At 61.0% G+C, this 15,255-nt stretch carries 19 protein-coding genes; 8 read left to right on the top strand and 11 right to left on the bottom strand.

Translation table 11 applies throughout. The annotated features are described in order from the left end of the window. Positions 1 to 240 precede the first annotated feature (240 nt). The 4 genes from ftsY to rpoH all read left to right on the top strand — a co-directional run bounded on the left by ftsY (position 241) and on the right by rpoH (position 4,421). Positions 241 to 1,761, top strand: a complete 1,521-nt coding sequence (gene ftsY / locus D8U82_RS18890) for a signal recognition particle-docking protein FtsY (protein WP_130887367.1) — start codon at positions 241 to 243, stop codon at positions 1,759 to 1,761. Next, positions 1,758 to 2,429 (top strand): cell division ATP-binding protein FtsE, encoded by a 672-nt coding sequence (ftsE, locus tag D8U82_RS18885; protein WP_016772715.1) that lies wholly within the window; start codon positions 1,758 to 1,760, stop codon positions 2,427 to 2,429. The genes ftsY and ftsE overlap by 4 nt, the downstream gene beginning before the upstream one ends. Further along, positions 2,426 to 3,451 carry a permease-like cell division protein FtsX gene (ftsX, locus tag D8U82_RS18880; RefSeq protein ID WP_122612362.1) on the top strand — a complete coding sequence of 342 codons (1,026 nt, stop codon included), beginning with the start codon at positions 2,426 to 2,428 and terminating at the stop codon, positions 3,449 to 3,451. Before ftsE ends, ftsX begins: the two co-directional genes overlap by 4 nt. 115 nt (positions 3,452 to 3,566) lie before the next feature. Then, positions 3,567 to 4,421, top strand: a complete 855-nt coding sequence (rpoH, locus tag D8U82_RS18875) for an RNA polymerase sigma factor RpoH (RefSeq protein ID WP_016772717.1) — start codon at positions 3,567 to 3,569, stop codon at positions 4,419 to 4,421. A 181-nt stretch (positions 4,422 to 4,602) separates the two neighbouring features. Here the strand turns inward: rpoH and mtgA are convergent, their stop codons facing one another. Continuing rightward, the gene (gene mtgA / locus D8U82_RS18870; RefSeq protein ID WP_095181330.1) at positions 4,603 to 5,325 is read right to left on the bottom strand and encodes a monofunctional biosynthetic peptidoglycan transglycosylase; all 723 of its coding nucleotides are present in this window, start codon (positions 5,323 to 5,325) and stop codon (positions 4,603 to 4,605) included. A gap of 74 nt (positions 5,326 to 5,399) precedes the next feature. Between mtgA and D8U82_RS18865 the strand changes: the two genes are divergently transcribed. The 4 genes from D8U82_RS18865 to trmB all read left to right on the top strand — a co-directional run bounded on the left by D8U82_RS18865 (position 5,400) and on the right by trmB (position 7,643). Beyond that, on the top strand, positions 5,400 to 5,780 hold the full coding sequence (locus tag D8U82_RS18865; protein ID WP_123441739.1) for a DUF423 domain-containing protein: 381 nt from the start codon (positions 5,400 to 5,402) through the stop codon (positions 5,778 to 5,780). Positions 5,781 to 5,851: 71 nt separating this feature from the next. Continuing rightward, positions 5,852 to 6,052, top strand: coding sequence for a sulfur carrier protein ThiS (gene thiS / locus D8U82_RS18860; protein ID WP_038861193.1), 201 nt, complete (start codon positions 5,852 to 5,854; stop codon positions 6,050 to 6,052). 61 nt (positions 6,053 to 6,113) lie between these two features. Further along, a complete protein-coding gene (locus D8U82_RS18855; RefSeq protein ID WP_007964131.1) occupies positions 6,114 to 6,908 on the top strand; it encodes a thiazole synthase in 795 nt (264 codons plus the stop codon). A gap of 9 nt (positions 6,909 to 6,917) precedes the next feature. Beyond that, on the top strand, positions 6,918 to 7,643 hold the full coding sequence (gene trmB / locus D8U82_RS18850; RefSeq protein WP_110603636.1) for a tRNA (guanosine(46)-N7)-methyltransferase TrmB: 726 nt from the start codon (positions 6,918 to 6,920) through the stop codon (positions 7,641 to 7,643). Positions 7,644 to 7,772: 129 nt separating this feature from the next. Here trmB and D8U82_RS18845 read toward each other — a convergent pair whose 3' ends face one another. The 10 genes from D8U82_RS18845 to D8U82_RS18800 all read right to left on the bottom strand — a co-directional run bounded on the left by D8U82_RS18845 (position 7,773) and on the right by D8U82_RS18800 (position 15,215). Continuing rightward, positions 7,773 to 8,321 carry an RNA 2'-phosphotransferase gene (locus tag D8U82_RS18845; RefSeq protein WP_130887369.1) on the bottom strand — a complete coding sequence of 183 codons (549 nt, stop codon included), beginning with the start codon at positions 8,319 to 8,321 and terminating at the stop codon, positions 7,773 to 7,775. A 139-nt stretch (positions 8,322 to 8,460) separates the two neighbouring features. After that, on the bottom strand, positions 8,461 to 8,784 hold the full coding sequence (locus D8U82_RS18840) for a DUF3392 domain-containing protein (protein WP_008083808.1): 324 nt from the start codon (positions 8,782 to 8,784) through the stop codon (positions 8,461 to 8,463). Positions 8,785 to 8,806: 22 nt separating this feature from the next. After that, positions 8,807 to 10,012, bottom strand: a complete 1,206-nt coding sequence (gene hemW, locus D8U82_RS18835; RefSeq protein WP_130902724.1) for a radical SAM family heme chaperone HemW — start codon at positions 10,010 to 10,012, stop codon at positions 8,807 to 8,809. After that, complete coding sequence (rdgB, locus tag D8U82_RS18830) at positions 10,009 to 10,605, bottom strand: RdgB/HAM1 family non-canonical purine NTP pyrophosphatase (RefSeq protein ID WP_024014661.1); 597 nt, start codon at positions 10,603 to 10,605, stop codon at positions 10,009 to 10,011. The genes hemW and rdgB overlap by 4 nt, the downstream gene beginning before the upstream one ends. Continuing rightward, positions 10,602 to 11,036, bottom strand: coding sequence for a DUF4426 domain-containing protein (locus D8U82_RS18825; protein WP_016772726.1), 435 nt, complete (start codon positions 11,034 to 11,036; stop codon positions 10,602 to 10,604). The genes rdgB and D8U82_RS18825 overlap by 4 nt, the downstream gene beginning before the upstream one ends. 26 nt (positions 11,037 to 11,062) lie before the next feature. Continuing rightward, on the bottom strand, positions 11,063 to 11,683 hold the full coding sequence (metW, locus tag D8U82_RS18820) for a methionine biosynthesis protein MetW (RefSeq protein WP_130902723.1): 621 nt from the start codon (positions 11,681 to 11,683) through the stop codon (positions 11,063 to 11,065). Positions 11,684 to 11,690: 7 nt separating this feature from the next. Continuing rightward, the gene (locus tag D8U82_RS18815) at positions 11,691 to 12,830 is read right to left on the bottom strand and encodes a homoserine O-acetyltransferase (RefSeq protein ID WP_130888301.1); all 1,140 of its coding nucleotides are present in this window, start codon (positions 12,828 to 12,830) and stop codon (positions 11,691 to 11,693) included. Between the two features lie 254 nt (positions 12,831 to 13,084). Then, on the bottom strand, positions 13,085 to 13,675 hold the full coding sequence (locus D8U82_RS18810; RefSeq protein WP_016772729.1) for a YggT family protein: 591 nt from the start codon (positions 13,673 to 13,675) through the stop codon (positions 13,085 to 13,087). A gap of 11 nt (positions 13,676 to 13,686) precedes the next feature. Continuing rightward, positions 13,687 to 14,505 carry a pyrroline-5-carboxylate reductase gene (gene proC / locus D8U82_RS18805; protein ID WP_130902722.1) on the bottom strand — a complete coding sequence of 273 codons (819 nt, stop codon included), beginning with the start codon at positions 14,503 to 14,505 and terminating at the stop codon, positions 13,687 to 13,689. Between the two features lie 23 nt (positions 14,506 to 14,528). Next, positions 14,529 to 15,215: a YggS family pyridoxal phosphate-dependent enzyme gene (locus D8U82_RS18800; protein WP_130902721.1), complete on the bottom strand. Its 687-nt coding sequence runs from the start codon at positions 15,213 to 15,215 to the stop codon at positions 14,529 to 14,531. Positions 15,216 to 15,255 lie beyond the last annotated feature (40 nt).

The raw sequence follows: 15,255 nt of genomic DNA, 5'->3' as shown, positions 1-15,255 counted from the left end.
AGGGTGTGATAAGGCTGATTAGGTTAGCGGCGCAATGCTGTGTTTTTCCCACTAAACTCCGCGTTTTCGCCGATCTTTGCCGGTTTAGACCAACGTTAATACGATCCTTGAGGTGCTTTCGGTGCCTCGACAAAATGTTGCGCGTGAACAAGCTGGGTGAAACACAGTCTGTTCTGCATCGAATATTTATTTGCCGGGGCGCCCTGTTGGCGCGTCGCTACCGTGAGATAGCCGTCCTCCATGTTTGGTTCCAACGACGACAAGAAGAGCCCAGCTGCGGCTGGCGAGAAGAAAAGCCTGTTCGGATGGCTGCGGAAGAAACCGCAGGAACCCGTCGTCGAACAGCCGCCCGCGATTCCTGAACCGGCCCCCGCGCCTGCACCTGTAATAGAAGAAGAGCCGGCACCGATTGTGCTGCCTATCGCCGAGCCGGTGCTGCAACCGGAGGCTGAAGCCGAGCCGGAAGCGCCCGCCGCTCCCGAACTGCCGCTGACGCCCGCCGCCGAGCCGTGGCTGACCTTGCCGGTGGCAGAAGAGCCGGTCGCGCTGGTTGAAGATGCGGCGCCACATGTGACGCCAGTGATTCCTGCGCCGGTTGCCGAGGTGGCTGCGCAGCCTGTGCCTGAGCCGGTTGTCGAGGTTGCGGCGCAGCCTGTGCCTGAGCCGGTTGTCGAGCCAGCGCCGATCATTTCTGAACCCGCCGCCCCGGTTGTTCCGCCTTCCGAGCATGAGCCCGCACCGCTTGCCGCTGCGCCGGTTGTCGCTCCGATCGTGCCGGTCGAAGCGCCTGTAGAAACGCCCGTCGAAACCCCGCGCACCGAAGAAACCAAAGCCGGTTTCTTCGCCCGCCTCAAGCAAGGCCTGTCGAAGACCAGCGCCAGCATCGGCGAGGGCATGGCCAGTCTGTTCCTCGGGCGCAAGACCATCGATGATGACCTGCTCGACGACCTCGAAACCCGTCTGCTCACCGCCGACGTCGGCGTTGAAGCCACTACGCAGATCATCCAGCGCCTGACCCAGAAGGTCGCACGTAAGGAGCTGGCCGACGCCGACGCCCTGTACAAATCTCTGCAGGCCGAATTGGCCGCGATGCTCAAACCGGTTGAACAGCCACTGAAAATCGCCTCGCAGAACAAGCCTTTCGTGATCCTGGTGGTCGGCGTCAACGGCGCTGGCAAGACCACCACCATCGGCAAGCTGGCGAAGAAGCTGCAATTGGAGGGTAAGAAGGTCATGCTGGCGGCCGGCGACACCTTCCGCGCCGCGGCCGTGGAGCAATTGCAGGTCTGGGGCGAGCGCAACAAGATTCCGGTGATTGCCCAGCACACCGGCGCCGATTCCGCTTCGGTGATCTTCGACGCGGTGCAAGCGGCCAAGGCCCGTGGCATCGACGTGCTGATCGCTGACACCGCCGGTCGTCTGCACACCAAAGACAACCTGATGGAAGAACTGAAAAAGGTTCGCCGGGTGATCGGCAAGCTCGACGCCGACGCGCCGCACGAAGTGCTGCTGGTGCTCGACGCCGGCACTGGCCAGAACGCCATCAACCAGGCCAAGCAGTTCAACCAGACCGTCGAACTGACCGGCCTGGCCCTGACCAAACTCGACGGCACCGCCAAGGGCGGGGTGATTTTCGCCCTGGCCAAGCAGTTCGGCCTGCCGATCCGCTACATCGGCGTCGGTGAAGGCATCGACGATTTGCGTACCTTTGAAGCCGAACCCTTTGTCCAGGCATTGTTTGCCGAGCGGGAGCGTTCATGATTCGTTTCGAACAGGTCGGTAAACGCTACCCGAACGGTCACGTCGGCTTGCATGAGCTGAGCTTTCGAGTCCGTCGTGGCGAGTTCTTGTTTGTCACCGGCCACTCCGGTGCCGGTAAATCCACGCTGTTGCGCCTGTTGCTGGCGATGGAGCGGCCGACCAGCGGCAAATTGCTGCTCGCCGGGCAAGACCTGAGCACCATCAGCAACGCGCAGATTCCGTTCCTGCGCCGACAGATCGGCGTGGTGTTCCAGAATCACCAGTTGCTGTTTGATCGCACGGTGTTCAACAACGTCGCCTTGCCGCTGCAAATCCTCGGCCTGTCCAAGGTCGAGATCGCCAAGCGCGTCGATTCGGCGCTGGAGCGCGTGGCGCTGTCGGACAAATCCGATCTGTACCCGGGCGATCTGTCCACCGGTCAACAACAGCGCGTCGGCATTGCCCGCGCCATCGTCCACCGCCCGGCCTTGCTGCTGGCGGACGAACCGACCGGTAACCTCGATCCGCGCTTGGCGGCGGAGATCATGGGCGTGTTCGAAGACATCAACCGTTTGGGCACCAGCGTGCTGATCGCCAGTCACGACCTGGCACTGATCGCGCGCATGCGTCATCGCATGCTGACCCTGCAACGCGGCCGCCTGATCGGCGACGGGGAGGCCGGGGTATGAGTGCGACACGCAGTCCGAAGGTTTCCGAGCGCGTGGCCCCGAAGGCCGCCGACCCGCAACCGCAGAAGAAGAAAAAACACGACGATGACGACGGCCCGGACTTCGCCACGCTGTTTCACGCCTGGATCGAAAGCCATCGCGCCAGCCTGCTCGATAGCCTGCGCCGCCTCGGCAAACAGCCGATCGGCAGCTTCTTCACCTGCATGGTGATGGCCGTGGCGTTGAGTCTGCCGATGGGGCTGTCGCTGTTGCTCAACAACGTTGAGCGTCTTGGTGGTTCCTGGCAGCGCGCGGCGCAGATTTCCCTGTACCTGCAACTCGACGCCAGTCCGGAGCAGGGTGAAGCACTGCGTGAGCAGATCAAAGGCATGCCCGGCGTCGCTGATGCCGAATATGTCGGCCGCGATCAGGCGCTGGAAGAATTCCAGCAGCAGTCCGGCTTGGGCGAAGCTCTGCGTGAGCTGCCCGACAACCCTTTGCCGGGTGTGGTGCTGGTGACCCCGAACGAAGTCGACAAGCCGACACTCGAAGCATTAAGACAAAAACTTTCCGAGCTGCCGAAGGTACAACAGGCGCAACTTGATCTAGTCTGGGTCGAGCGTCTGGCCGCCATCCTCAAGCTTGGCGACCGCTTTGTCTTCGGTCTGACGGTATTGTTGGTGTCTGCATTACTTTTGGTGATAGGCAATACCATTCGTCTTCATATTGAAAACCGCCGCACCGAGATAGAAGTGATTAAACTCGTCGGCGGCACTGACAGTTATGTGCGCCGCCCTTTTCTTTATATGGGCGCGTTGTATGGCTTCGGTGCAGGGCTGTTGTCCTGGGGCGTATTGGCGTTCGGCCTGAACTGGCTGAACGATGCGGTGGTCGGACTGGCCGGTTTGTACGGCAGTGATTTCGCCCTGGCCGGCGTGCCAGTGGCCGACGGTCTGTCGCTCTTGCTTGGCGCGGTGCTGTTGGGTTATATCGGTGCATGGATTGCAGTCGCACGTCATCTCAGGGAGCTGGCGCCGAAGTAGAATCTTTTTTGCGCGTGATTGACCTTGCGGTTTTTATGGGAACTTGTACCTGAGTTCCCGGTCAATTTTTCGCAGTGCCGAGAGGCACGAGTATGTGAGTGGGAGGTTTTTTCGTATGACCAATTCTTTGCAACCTGCGTATGCGCTGGTTCCGGGTGCGAACCTGGAAGCCTATGTGCACACCGTCAACAGCATTCCATTGCTGACGCCGGAGCAGGAGCGTGAACTGGCCGAGAGTCTCTACTATGAGCAGGATTTGGGGGCGGCTCGGCAGATGGTGCTCGCCCACCTGCGTTTTGTCGTACACATTGCCCGTAGCTATTCCGGCTACGGTCTGGCTCAGGCTGATCTGATCCAGGAAGGCAACGTCGGCCTGATGAAGGCCGTCAAGCGCTTCAACCCGGAAATGGGTGTGCGTCTGGTGTCGTTCGCCGTGCACTGGATCAAGGCGGAAATTCACGAGTTCATCCTGCGCAACTGGCGCATTGTGAAAGTCGCGACCACCAAGGCCCAGCGCAAGCTGTTCTTCAACCTGCGCAGCCAGAAGAAGCGTCTGGCGTGGCTGAACAACGAGGAAGTCCACCGTGTGGCGGAAAGCCTTGGCGTCGAACCACGTGAAGTGCGCGAGATGGAAAGCCGCCTGACCGGCCACGACATGGCCTTCGACCCGGCTGCCGAAGCCGACGACGACAGCGCTTTCCAGTCTCCGGCCAACTACCTGGAAGACCACCGGTACGACCCGGCGCGTCAACTGGAAGATGCCGACTGGAGCGACAACTCGAACACCAACCTGCACGAAGCACTGGAAGTGCTGGACGAGCGTAGTCGCGACATCCTCTACCAGCGCTGGCTGGCAGAAGAGAAAGCCACGCTGCACGACCTGGCGCAGAAGTACAACGTGTCGGCCGAGCGAATCCGTCAGCTCGAAAAGAGCGCGATGAACAAGCTCAAGTTGTCGATCGCCGCGTAACCGGCGCATCAGCAATAAAAAACGCCCCGATCAGCGATGATCGGGGCGTTTTCATTTCTGGCTTTACGCAAAACCCATGTGGGAGCGAGCTTGCTCGCGAAAGCGGAGTGTCAGTCACCGCCACTGCTGAATGATCCACCGCATTCGCGAGCAGGCTCGCTCCCGCATTGGTATTCCGGTGTTATTCAGCCCAAGGCGCCCGTCGCGAATCATTCAGCCCGAGCAAGTAACTGTCCCCGCCCAACTGACTCATCTGCTGTCGAATCCACCCGGCGCGTCGCGATACATAACCGGTCGGATGACTCGCGCTCCACACCCGTGGATTGGGCAGTACGGCAGCCAGATAACTCGCCTGCTGGCGCGACAATGACTTCGCGCTCACGCCAAAGTGATGCCGCGCCGCCGCTTCAGCGCCAAACACGCCGTCATCCCACTCGACACTGTTCAGGTACACTTCAAGAATCCGCTGCTTGGGCCAGAACACCTCGATCAGCGCGGTAAACCACGCTTCCAGGCCTTTGCGCAGATAGCTGCGGCCGGACCAGAGAAAGAGATTTTTCGACACCTGCTGGCTCAAGGTGCTGGCACCGCGAATCGAACCGCCCAGTTCGTTGTGGGCCAGAGCGGCCTGAATCGCGCGCAGATCGAAGCCCCAGTGCTCGGGGAATTTCTGGTCTTCGCCAGCAATTACCGCCACTTTCAGGTCATCGGAGATCTCGTTCCACGGTTTCCAGGTGCGCTGCAGGTCAATCGGCTCGCCGTCGACCCAGGATTCGACCTTGCGCTCGACCATCAACGCCGTACCCGGCGGTGGCACGAAGCGGAACACCAGCACCAGCAAGACGCTGCCGCCGGCGAACCAGAGCAGAGCCTTCGTGAGACGACGGAAAATTGAACGCAGCATAGAGATGGCTTGGCCGAACCCGTGGAGCGGGCCATTATACAGACCCTGCCGATGGCGTCTGACTGGAGTTCCCCATGCTGCGTGGCTTTTTGATGCTGGCCGCTTTTTTCGGATTCACCGGTGTTGCGCTCGGTGCGTTTGCCGCCCACGGCCTGAAAAACCGTCTGACGCCGGAATACCTGACGATTTTCCACACCGGCGTCACCTACCAACTGGTGCACACACTCGCGCTGTTCGGCGTTGCGCTGCTGGCCACGCAGATTCAAGGGCGCCTGATTACTTGGGCCGGCCTGTCCTTCACCGTCGGCATTGTGTTGTTCTCCGGCAGCCTGTATCTGCTGACCATGACCGGCATCAGCAAACTCGGCATCATCACGCCGTTCGGAGGCCTGGCGTTTCTCATCGGTTGGGTTTGCCTCGGCCTCGCCGCCTGGCGCTTGCAGCCAACCGCTTGACGCTTGGTACTGACCTTTAGGTCATGATCGGGCTAGAATGCCAGCCCCTAAAAATGATGGCGGCGTTGTGCATGCGCATTCAGTTGAACGGCGAGTCCTTTGAATTGCCCGACGGTGAAACCGTTGCGGGCCTGATCACCCGTCTGGATCTGGCCGGACGTCGCGTGGCGGTCGAGCTCAATCTGGACATCGTCCCGCGCAGCCAGCATGCCGACACCACGTTGAACGACGGCGACAACGTTGAAGTGGTCCACGCCATCGGCGGCGGCTGATTGTCCCGGCCCGCAAGGGCACAGAATTCTGCAAGACCCTCACCCCTAAAGAGGATTCCCCATGAGCATCGTTCGTAGCGACAAGCCTTTTGTTCTGGCCGGTCGTACTTACCAGTCGCGTTTGCTGGTCGGTACCGGCAAGTACCGTGACATGGAAGAAACCCGTCAGGCCATCGAAGCCTCGGGTGCCGAGATCGTCACCTTCGCCGTACGCCGCACCAACCTGGGCCAGATCGAAGGCGAGCCGAACCTGCTCGAAGTGCTGTCGCCGGATCGCTACACCTTCCTGCCGAACACTGCCGGTTGCTACGACGCCATCGAAGCCGTGCGCACCTGCCGCCTGGCGCGTGAACTGCTCGACGGCCACAACCTGGTGAAGCTGGAAGTGCTGGCCGACCAGAAAACCCTGTTTCCCAACGTGATCGAAACCCTCAAGGCCGCCGAAACCCTGGTCAAGGAAGGCTTCGACGTGATGGTCTACACCAGCGATGACCCGATCATCGCTCGCCAGTTGGCCGAAATCGGTTGCATCGCCGTGATGCCGCTGGCGGGTCTGATCGGCTCCGGTCTGGGCATCTGCAATCCGTACAACCTGCAGATCATCCTCGAAGAAGCCAAGATCCCGGTGCTGGTGGATGCCGGTGTCGGTACCGCTTCCGACGCGACCATCGCCATGGAACTGGGTTGCGACGCCGTACTGATGAACTCGGCCATCGCCCACGCCCAGCAACCGGTCATGATGGCGCAAGCCATGCAGCACGCCATCGTCGCTGGTCGCCTGGCGTACCTCGCCGGCCGCATGCCGAAAAAACTCTATGCCAGCGCCTCTTCGCCGCTGGATGGTCTGATCAAGTAAGAGCCATTGATGACTGAATCGAACGACACGCCTGTCCAGCCGGACGAAGGCGACGAGCGCCAACACCGCCGCATCAAGAGTTTCGTGATGCGCGCCGGGCGCATGACCGAAGGCCAGCAACGCGGCCTGGACCAGGGCGCGCCGCTGTACGTGCTGCCGCTGGCCGATGCGCCGGTCGATTACGACCAGGTGTTCGGCCGCTCGGCACCGCGCTCGCTGGAAATCGGTTTCGGCATGGGCCACTCGCTGCTGGAAATGGCCGCAGCTGCCCCAGAGCAGGATTTCATCGGTGTGGAAGTGCACCGCCCGGGTGTCGGCGCGCTGCTCAATGGCGTGCTGACCCAAGGGCTGACCAACCTGCGGGTCTACGATTGCGACGCGATCGAAGTGCTCAACCGCTGCATCGCCGACAACAGCCTCGATCGCCTGATGCTGTTTTTCCCGGATCCGTGGCACAAGAGCCGCCACCACAAGCGCCGCATCGTCCAGGCCTCGTTCGCTGAACTTGTGCGCAGCAAGCTCAAGGTCGGCGGCATTCTGCACATGGCCACCGACTGGGAACCGTACGCCGAGTACATGCTGGAAGTGATGAACGTCGCCCCGGGCTACCGCAACCTCGCCGAAGACGGCAGATGCGTCCCGCGCCCGGCCGAACGCCCGATCACCAAGTTCGAACGCCGCGGCGAACGTCTTGGCCATGGCGTGTGGGATCTGAAGTTCGAAAAGATCGCTTAAGCATCACGCAATAAAAACTGTGGGAGCGAGCCTGCTCGCGAAAGCGGTCTGACAATCAACGATGATGTTGGATGTTAAGACGCCTTCGCGAGCAGGCTCGCTCCCACAATTATTTTGTGTATGAGGAGATTACAGGGGGGCAAGAAATCGAGCGGGCACCTGCTCTGTCAACCAGACGCCATTTTCGGCCTGATAGAACTTGAAGCCCTGTTCTTCCATCTGCTTCGCGGCAACCTTCAGAACGACTGGCGTTCCGTAGCGTTGACCCACGGCCGACGCGGTGGCGATCTCATCGGACAGATGCACCTGATGGCGTTGTCCTGGAATCAAGCCTTGTTCGTTGATCGAGTCGAGAAAACGCGTCGCTGTTCCGTGGTAGAGCGTTTGCGGTGGCTGTTTCTGCTCGAATTGCAGATCAACGCTTTTCGTCGAGTGGCCTTGAACAGCGCGTATACAGTGGCCATCAGCGGAAATCGTAAAACGCTTCTTGTCACTGCTGGTCACGACGTTTTCAATCAGCTCACGACTTAAATGTCTGCCATCACGCGCCGCGCCGCTGATCAGTGCATCGATATTTGCCCAGCCTTCCGAATTCAGATTCAGTCCGATCGCTTGAGGCTGGTGACGCAACACGAAGCTGAGAAATTTGCTCGTCTCATCCAGTAGTTTTTTACTCATGAACTTCCCTTTCATTGCAATCAACTGTGGGAGCGAGCCTGCTCGCGAAAGCGGTCTGACAATCAACGATGATGTTGGATGTCATGACGCCTTCGCGAGCAGGCTCGCTCCCACATTTCGTTTCGGGGTGCTTGCGGGGTCAGCGGCGGTCAGCAACCACGCCGATCAGCACCAGTACCACCAGCAGCACCGGCGCCAGGCTGTAGTTGTTGAACTGGCTCAGGCCTTTGATCACCCACGGCGTGGCGTAGATCAGCGCGGCGCCGCTGCCGATCAGGCAGAGCAGGGCCATCAGGGGCACGCGCAGGGCGCCGGCGATGCTGCCCAGGCGTTGTTCGACCCAGCCTTTGAAGTCAGCGCCGAACAGCACCAGCAGGCAACCGACCAGCGCCAGAGCGATTTCCGAGAGATTGCTGCGGCTCCAGCGGGAGACGGTGGCCAGCAGGTCGAGTATCAAATCCATGCGTTTTCCCTTTGAGCTGAAGTCAGTTCAGAAATTGTTGCAGCAAATCGTTGAGGAACAGCTGGCCGCGTTCGGTCGCCGCCAGGCGTGACGGTTCGACCTGCAACAGGCCGCTTTGTTCGGCGTCGCGCCGGCCTTCGGCGAGGGTCTCCAGCGACAGGCCGGTGCGCTCCGGATACAGGCGCGATTCGACCCCGGCGGTCAGGCGCAGGGCGTTCATCAGGAACTCGAAGGGCATCTCGTCATTGCTCAGCGATTTCTCGCCAGCCTGAAAGCTCTTCGCGGGATTCAGATAGTCCTTCGGCAAGCGGGTTTTCCATGTGCGCACGATGCGCCCGTCCGGATGACTCAGCTTGCCATGGGCACCGGCGCCGATGCCGATGAAGTCGCCAAAACTCCAGTAATTGAGGTTGTGCCGCGCCGGTCGCCCTGCCTGGGCATACGCCGACACTTCGTATTGCGCGTAACCGTGCTCGGCCAGTAGCGCCTGGCCGGCTTCCTGAATGTCCCACAGGGTGTCGTCTTCCGGCAGCACTGGCGGCTGGTTCCAGAACACCGTATTGGGCTCCAGCGTCAGCTGATACCAGGAAATGTGCGTCGGCTGCAGCGCGATGGCCTGGCGCAGATCGCTCAAGGCATCGTCCAGCGACTGATCGGGCAAGCCGTGCATGAGATCGAGATTGAAGTTATCGAACCCGGCCTGCCGGGCCATGCCCGCCGCACGCACGGCTTCGTCACCGTTGTGAATGCGGCCGAGGGCTTCAAGCTTTTCCTGCTGGAAACTCTGGATGCCGATCGACAGGCGATTGATCCCCAGCTTGCGATAAGCAACAAACTTCTCTTGCTCGAAGGTGCCCGGATTGGCCTCAAGGGTGATTTCGATATCGGCTGCGAACGGGATGCGTTGCTCGACGCCCTTCAACAACCGCCCGAGGGCTTCAGCGCTGAACAGGCTCGGCGTCCCGCCACCGAAGAAAATCGAAGTCAGCTCACGGCCATACACTGCATGCAGATCCTGATCGAGATCGGCCAGCAGCGCGTCGACGTATTCCTGCTCAGGCAGCACCGGGCTGGCGGTGTGCGAGTTGAAATCGCAATACGGGCATTTGCGTACACACCACGGAATGTGGATGTACAGCGCCAGGGGCGGCAGGGTTGGCAGCGGTGCCCGAGGCGAGGACGCGGCGCCGCCGATGATCAGCGACGACGCGGAAGAATCAGTGGTCATTTCAAGCCCAGACGCTGGCGCAGCAGATCCATTGCACGGGCGCGGTGGCTGATCTGGTTTTTGTCGGCCGGGCTCAGTTCGGCGCTGGAGCAGTCGCGCTCCGGCACCCAGAACAGTGGGTCATAACCGAAGCCGTGCTCGCCGCTGGCAGCGGTGAGGATGCGCCCGTGCCACAGGCCTTCGCAGAGGATCGGCAGCGGATCATCGGCGTGGCGCACCAGTGCCAGCACGCAGACGAACTGCGCGCCGCGCTCAGCTTGCGGCACGTCCTTCAGCGCATCGAGCAGTTTGGCGTTGTTCGCCGCGTCGCCCTGGCCGTCGGCGTAACGCGCCGAATAGATGCCCGGTGCGCCGCCGAGGAAGTCCACTGCCAGCCCGGAATCGTCGGCCAGTGCCGGCAGCCCGGAAATGCGCGCGGCATTGCGGGCCTTGAGGATCGCGTTCTCGACGAACGACAGGCCGGTTTCTTCCGGCTCGACCTTGCTCCATTCGCCAATCGAGCGCAGTTGCACCGAGTCGCCGAGCATGGCCTGGAGTTCTTTGAGTTTGCCGGCGTTATGGCTGGCCAGTACGAGCTGCTTGATGTTCATCATTCGCCGGGAAAGAGTTCTTGGTTGAAATTGATGGTGTTGATCTTGTCGCCGTTCTGCACCTTGATTTCAAAGGTGCGGGTTTCCTGCTGCGGCACCGGGTACTGGGCGATGTAGTAGATCGCGCCCTGTTCGGTGACCTGGCGGAATTTCAGCGCCACGCTGTTGCTGGTCAGGTCCTTGATCGTGCCGGTGACGCTGGCGATCACCGGTTTGCCGTCCTTGACCACCGAGACGTTGATCACGCCCTGATTCTTGCTGCGGATCAGCTCGGCAGCCTTGGCGATGTCCGGTTGCAGGAACGTCGAGTTGAACGTGTTGTAGTGCACCGTGATGTCGCCGAAGGTTTCCTTGCGTTCACCTTTGATGACGTCCGCCGCCATGGCGCTGGCGCTCAGGCAGGCGGTGAGTAACAGCAACGCTAGACGACTCATGTTCGTGCTCCTTCGAATGCCCAGGCTCAGACCGCGACTCGGTGGTCCGCCAACTGCGGACTGCTGACGCGGTAGATACCGATTTCACCTAACAGATTAGGCCATAGCTTACTGGCCCACCCGTGCCGGTGCTGTTGATCCACGGCAAGCCGATCAATGACCTTGGCGTCACGTTGGCGGCACAGTTCTTCGAAATCCTCGAAGGTGCAGAAGTGGATGTTCGGCGTGTTGTACCAGGTGTAGGGGAGGAATTCCGAGACCGGCATGCGGCCCTTGCTCGCCAGGTACCAGCGGCAGCGCCAGTGGCCGAAGTTGGGGAAGGTGATGATGCACTGCCGGCCGACCCGGAGCATTTCGTCGAGGATCTTGTCCGGGTAATGCACCGCTTGCAGGGCCTGGGTCATGACGACGATGTCGAAACTGTTGCTGGCAAAATTGCCCAGGCCTTTGTCCAGATCCTGCTCGATGACGTTGATGCCCTTGGCCACGCACTCGGCGATGTTGTCGGCGTCGTTTTCCAGGCCATAACCGGTGACGTTCTTGTTGTCGCGCAGCCAGGTCAGCAGCTCGCCGTCACCGCAACCCAGGTCAAGGACGCGGCTGCCGGCGGGGATCCATTCCTGGATGATTTCCAGATCAGCTCTCATGGCTTTCTCACAACGAAATGCGGTTCATGTAATTGCCGAACGCCTGCAAATAGCGCGGGATCGGAATCAGGAAGGCGTCGTGGCCCTGGGGGGCGTCGATTTCCAGATAACTGACGTCCTTGCGCGCGGCCATCAGCGCATCCACCAGTTCCCGCGAGCGCGCCGGGGAGAAGCGCCAGTCGGTTGTGAACGACATCACGCAGAACTTGGCCGTGGCGTTTTCGAAGGTTTTCGCCAGGTCGTCGTCGAAGTTAGCCGCTGGATCGAAGTAATCCAGCGCTTTGGTCATCAACAGGTAGGTGTTGGCATCGAAGCGCCCGGAGAATTCTTCGCCCTGGTAACGCAGGTAGCTTTCGACCTGGAACTCGACGCTGTGGAAGTCGTAGTTGAGCTTTTCGCTCTTCAGGCCACGGCCGAATTTCTCACCCATGGAGTCGTCGGACAGATAGGTGATGTGGCCGACCATGCGCGCCAGCATCAGCCCGCGCTTGGGGATCACGCCCGCTTCCTGGAACGAACCACCGTGGAATTCCGGATCGGTGAGGATCGCCTGACGCGCGACTTCGTTGAAGGCGATGTTCTGCGCCGACAATTTAGGCGCCGAGGCGATCGCCAAGCAGTGACGTACGCGATCCGGGTAGGTGATGGTCCATTGCAGGGCCTGCATGCCGCCGAGGCTGCCGCCGATCACCGCTGCCCACTGGCGGATGCCGAGCAGGTCAGCCAGACGCGCTTGGCTGTGCACCCAGTCTTCCACGGTGAGCACCGGGAAATCGGCGCCGAACGGCTTGCCGGTTTCCGGGTTGATACTGCTCGGGCCGGTGGAGCCGTTGCAGCCACCGAGGTTGTTCAGGCTGACCACAAAGAACTTGTTGGTGTCGATCGGCTTGCCGGGGCCGATGCAGCTGTCCCACCAACCGGGCTTGCGGTCGTCGACGCTGTGATAACCAGCGGCGTGATGATGACCGGACAGCGCGTGGCAGATCAGCACGGCGTTGCTCGCCTGGGCGTTCAGCGTGCCGTAGGTTTCATAAATCAGGTCATAAGCGGCCAGCGAACGGCCACAGGCCAGCGTCAGCGGTTCGCTGAAATGCGCGGTTTGCGGCGTTACCAGACCAACAGAATCGGCGGGAAAGGCAGTTGGCATCGACCCTGCTCTCGTTGAAATGAGGCGTAAGTCTAAAGACCGGGGGGGTTAGCGGCAAGCAGCCCTCACCCTAACCCTCTCCCACAGGGAGAGGGGACTGACCAAGGTGTTCTGTCGAACTGCGCCGACCTGATAATTGCGAGTCGAACTCCAATCTTGAGCTCAACACAAATCGGCTCCCTCTCCCTTGGGAGAGGGCTGGGGTGAGGGGCGCAGACGACGCCATATCAAGCCGAGCGCCAATCCCTCTCACCTCACATCAGCAAACGCAGAATCTCCGGCATCATCGTCATCGCCGCCAGATTGTTGATCACCAGCATGTCGATCAATTTCAGTGCAAGGAAGGCGAAGATCGGCGACAGGTCCAGGCCACCGAGATTCGGCAGGAAGCGGCGGAACGGTGCCAGCGCCGGTTCACAGATCTGGTTGACCAGTTCAGCGCCCGGATTGTGGCTGCCCGGTGCGACCCACGACAGGATCACGCTGATGATCAGGGCGAAGAAGAAGATCTTCAGGAACAGTGCAGTGACGCCGATCAGCGACCAGATCACCAGTTGCAGCGGGTTGCCAGTGGTGCCGTAGGTCAGCAGCAGGGTCAGCGCCATCAGCAGCAGTTGCACCAGAATCGCCAGCACCAGCGACGACATGTCGAGGCCGAACAGGCTCGGGATGATCCGGCGCAAAGGCTTGAGCAGCGGCTGAGTGGCCTTGACCACGAACTGGCACAGCGGGTTGTAGAAGTTCGCCCGCACCAGTTGCAGGACGAAGCGCAGCAGCACGATCAGCAGGTACAGGCTGCCGAGGGTTTGCAGCACGTAAACCGCTGCGGTGTTCAATCCGATCATGTAAGGCTCCTTTATTTGCCCAGTTGTTCGGCCATTTCGGCCGAGCGGTGCGCGGCGGCGCCGAGTGCGGTTTCAACCAGCGCTTCGAAGCCGCCAGCCTGGAATGATTTGATCGCAGCTTCCGTTGTGCCATTCGGCGAGGTCACGCGGCGACGCAATTCGGCTGCATCGACATCGCTGGACACCGCCATGTGCGCGGCGCCCAGAGCAGTCTGCACGGTCAGTTGCTCAGCGATCTCTTTTGGCAGGCCAAGTTTGACGCCGGCGGCGGTCATCGCTTCGATCAGCAGAAAGAAGTACGCCGGGCCGGAGCCGGACACTGCGGTGACTGCGTCCAGTTGCTGTTCTTCTTCCAGCCACAGCGCAATGCCGACGGCGGACAGCAGCTCTTCGGCTTGCTGGCGCTGCTCGGCGCTCACTTCGCTGGTCGCGTACAGACCGCTGACCCCCTGACGCAGCAGCGCCGGAGTATTGGGCATGCAGCGCACGATCGGTTGTTCGCCGAGCCACGCGGTCATGCTCGCGCAGGTAATGCCGGCGGCGATCGACACCACCACTTGATTCGGTTTCAGGCTTGGGCGAATCGCCTCGCACACGGCTTTCATCGCCTGTGGCTTGACCGCCAGGACGATGACATCGACGCCTTCGATAGCCTGGGCGTTGTCAGCGAAGGTTTCGATGCCGTGTTCGGCGCTGACCTTGGCGCGGGTGTCTTCGCCCGGATCGCTGGCGCGGATCTGCGCCGCTTCCAGACCTTTGGCGCGCAAGCCGCCAATCAGACTGGCCGCCATGTTGCCCGCACCGATAAACGCAATACGTGTGTTGCTCATGTGTGGTCCTTATCTGGAAACGTTCAAGACTGGGAATAATCTCTGGCGCCAAACAGCGCGGTACCGATCCGCACCCAGGTGGCGCCTTGGGCGATGGCCGACTCAAGGTCGTGGCTCATGCCCATGGACAGTGTGTCGAGCGGCAGAGCGAGGCTCGCCTGCAATTCCTGTACGGCGGCGAAGGCAGCGTCCTGTTCAGCGCGCTCCTCGGTCGGCTCGGGAATCGCCATCAGTCCGCGCAGTTTCAAGCGTGGCAGCGCGCTGATGGCCTCGGCCAGCGCTGGCAGATCGGCCGGGGTGCAACCGGATTTGCTCGCCTCGCCGCTGACATTGACCTGAATGCAGATGTTCAGTGGCGGCAGTTCGGCCGGGCGTTGTTCGGACAGGCGTTGGGCAATTTTCAGACGATCCACGGAGTGCACCCAGTCGAAATGCTCGGCAATCGCCCGAGTCTTGTTCGATTGAATAGGGCCGATGAAGTGCCAGATCAAGGGCAGGTCGGCCAGCTCCAGCTGTTTGCCCAGGGCTTCCTGCAAGTAGTTCTCGCCGAAGTCGCGCAGGCCGGCGGCGTAGGCCTCCCGCAGGGCCTGGGCGGGTTTGGTCTTGCTCACGGCGAGCAAATGGATGCTGTTTTCGTCGCGGTGCGCAGCTTTGGCCGCTGCCTGGATGCGCGAACTAACCTGAAGGATGTTGTCTGCTATCGTGGACATCAAGAGGCGCCGGCGGTCTGTAGGTTCGCGGCATTCTACT

Source organism: Pseudomonas sp. Sample_23, assembly GCF_004307595.1.
GTDB classification, from domain to species: Bacteria; Pseudomonadota; Gammaproteobacteria; order Pseudomonadales; family Pseudomonadaceae; genus Aquipseudomonas; species Aquipseudomonas atacamensis.
This window is presented reverse-complemented; position numbering and strand designations above follow the sequence as displayed.

What these genes read in the sequence shown, in the direction of transcription:
- ftsY (WP_130887367.1), top strand. Translation starts at nt 241, where the DNA reads ATGTTTGGTTCCAACGACGACAAGAAGAGCCCAGCTGCGGCTGGCGAG.
- ftsE (WP_016772715.1), top strand. Translation starts at nt 1,758, where the DNA reads ATGATTCGTTTCGAACAGGTCGGTAAACGCTACCCGAACGGTCACGTC.
- ftsX (WP_122612362.1), top strand. Translation starts at nt 2,426, where the DNA reads ATGAGTGCGACACGCAGTCCGAAGGTTTCCGAGCGCGTGGCCCCGAAG.
- rpoH (WP_016772717.1), top strand. Translation starts at nt 3,567, where the DNA reads ATGACCAATTCTTTGCAACCTGCGTATGCGCTGGTTCCGGGTGCGAAC.
- mtgA (WP_095181330.1), bottom strand. Translation starts at nt 5,325, where the DNA reads ATGCTGCGTTCAATTTTCCGTCGTCTCACGAAGGCTCTGCTCTGGTTC.
- D8U82_RS18865 (WP_123441739.1), top strand. Translation starts at nt 5,400, where the DNA reads ATGCTGCGTGGCTTTTTGATGCTGGCCGCTTTTTTCGGATTCACCGGT.
- thiS (WP_038861193.1), top strand. Translation starts at nt 5,852, where the DNA reads ATGCGCATTCAGTTGAACGGCGAGTCCTTTGAATTGCCCGACGGTGAA.
- D8U82_RS18855 (WP_007964131.1), top strand. Translation starts at nt 6,114, where the DNA reads ATGAGCATCGTTCGTAGCGACAAGCCTTTTGTTCTGGCCGGTCGTACT.
- trmB (WP_110603636.1), top strand. Translation starts at nt 6,918, where the DNA reads ATGACTGAATCGAACGACACGCCTGTCCAGCCGGACGAAGGCGACGAG.
- D8U82_RS18845 (WP_130887369.1), bottom strand. Translation starts at nt 8,321, where the DNA reads ATGAGTAAAAAACTACTGGATGAGACGAGCAAATTTCTCAGCTTCGTG.
- D8U82_RS18840 (WP_008083808.1), bottom strand. Translation starts at nt 8,784, where the DNA reads ATGGATTTGATACTCGACCTGCTGGCCACCGTCTCCCGCTGGAGCCGC.
- hemW (WP_130902724.1), bottom strand. Translation starts at nt 10,012, where the DNA reads ATGACCACTGATTCTTCCGCGTCGTCGCTGATCATCGGCGGCGCCGCG.
- rdgB (WP_024014661.1), bottom strand. Translation starts at nt 10,605, where the DNA reads ATGATGAACATCAAGCAGCTCGTACTGGCCAGCCATAACGCCGGCAAA.
- D8U82_RS18825 (WP_016772726.1), bottom strand. Translation starts at nt 11,036, where the DNA reads ATGAGTCGTCTAGCGTTGCTGTTACTCACCGCCTGCCTGAGCGCCAGC.
- metW (WP_130902723.1), bottom strand. Translation starts at nt 11,683, where the DNA reads ATGAGAGCTGATCTGGAAATCATCCAGGAATGGATCCCCGCCGGCAGC.
- D8U82_RS18815 (WP_130888301.1), bottom strand. Translation starts at nt 12,830, where the DNA reads ATGCCAACTGCCTTTCCCGCCGATTCTGTTGGTCTGGTAACGCCGCAA.
- D8U82_RS18810 (WP_016772729.1), bottom strand. Translation starts at nt 13,675, where the DNA reads ATGATCGGATTGAACACCGCAGCGGTTTACGTGCTGCAAACCCTCGGC.
- proC (WP_130902722.1), bottom strand. Translation starts at nt 14,505, where the DNA reads ATGAGCAACACACGTATTGCGTTTATCGGTGCGGGCAACATGGCGGCC.
- D8U82_RS18800 (WP_130902721.1), bottom strand. Translation starts at nt 15,215, where the DNA reads ATGTCCACGATAGCAGACAACATCCTTCAGGTTAGTTCGCGCATCCAG.